Genomic DNA, 861 nt, shown 5'->3' with positions numbered 1-861 from the left:
GGAGGGTGTCCCGAACGAGGGCAACGAGGCCGCGCGCCGGGGGACCGCCTGCCACCAGATGCTCGAAGAGATGCTGTTGGACCCGAGCATCGACCCGCAGAGCTATCTGGGGCGAAATCTGGTGTTCTTGGAAGGCCGCGAAGTCTGGGTGAACCCGGGTTGCGCGGGGCCGCTCTCGAAAGAGATCGTAACCATCGACCAAGAGCTGATCGACATCTCGACCACGGCTGTGAACTACGTGCGTGAGCGCGCAGCCCTCACCGGCGCCGAGATGCTTGTGGAGCGCGCCGTCCCCATCGGTCAGTTCACCGGCGAGGAAGGTGCCACCGGCCGCACGGACGTGACCTTGATCTACGGCACCNTGTGGAGCGCGCCGTCCCCATCGGTCAGTTCACCGGCGAGGAAGGTGCCACCGGCCGCACGGACGTGACCTTGATCTACGGCACCACGGTGGAGGTCATCGACCTCAAGGGCGGCCGTGGCCGCGTGGATGCCTACGACGTGATCGTGCCTGCCACCACGGACATGATCACCGGCAAGCCCGTACCCGAAGTGGTGCGCGCCAACCTGCAGATGGCAGGCTATGCGCTGGGGACCATTGAGGAACTTGGCCTGCTCTACGACATCCGCGACGTGGTGATGACCATTGTGCAGCCTGCCATCGGCCACCTCAGCACCTACTCTTGCTCGATTGACGAGCTGCGTGAGGTCGAAGCGTTCCTGCGGCAGAAGGCCGAAGAGACGCGCACCAACCCGCAGTACGTGCCGTCGGCCGACGCATGCCACTTCTGCCGCGCCTCCGGCAATTGCAAGGCGCAGACGGAGATGGTGGTGAACCTCGCGCTCGAAGGCTTCGACACC

At 65.0% G+C, this 861-nt stretch carries 2 protein-coding genes; both read left to right on the top strand.

Annotated elements, in window-relative coordinates:
* Positions 1-58: 58 nt before the first annotated feature.
* Positions 59-430 (top strand): DUF2800 domain-containing protein, encoded by a 372-nt coding sequence (locus I6E78_RS18415; RefSeq protein ID WP_231618051.1) that lies wholly within the window; start codon positions 59-61, stop codon positions 428-430.
* On the top strand, positions 364-861 hold a 498-nt coding region (locus I6E78_RS18410), incomplete at its 3' end, for a DUF2800 domain-containing protein (protein WP_197183116.1). The genes I6E78_RS18415 and I6E78_RS18410, both read left to right, overlap by 67 nt.

Source organism: Pseudoalteromonas sp. NZS127 (assembly GCF_015864805.1).
Classification (GTDB): Bacteria; Pseudomonadota; Gammaproteobacteria; order Enterobacterales; family Alteromonadaceae; genus Pseudoalteromonas; species Pseudoalteromonas nigrifaciens.
This window is presented reverse-complemented; position numbering and strand designations above follow the sequence as displayed.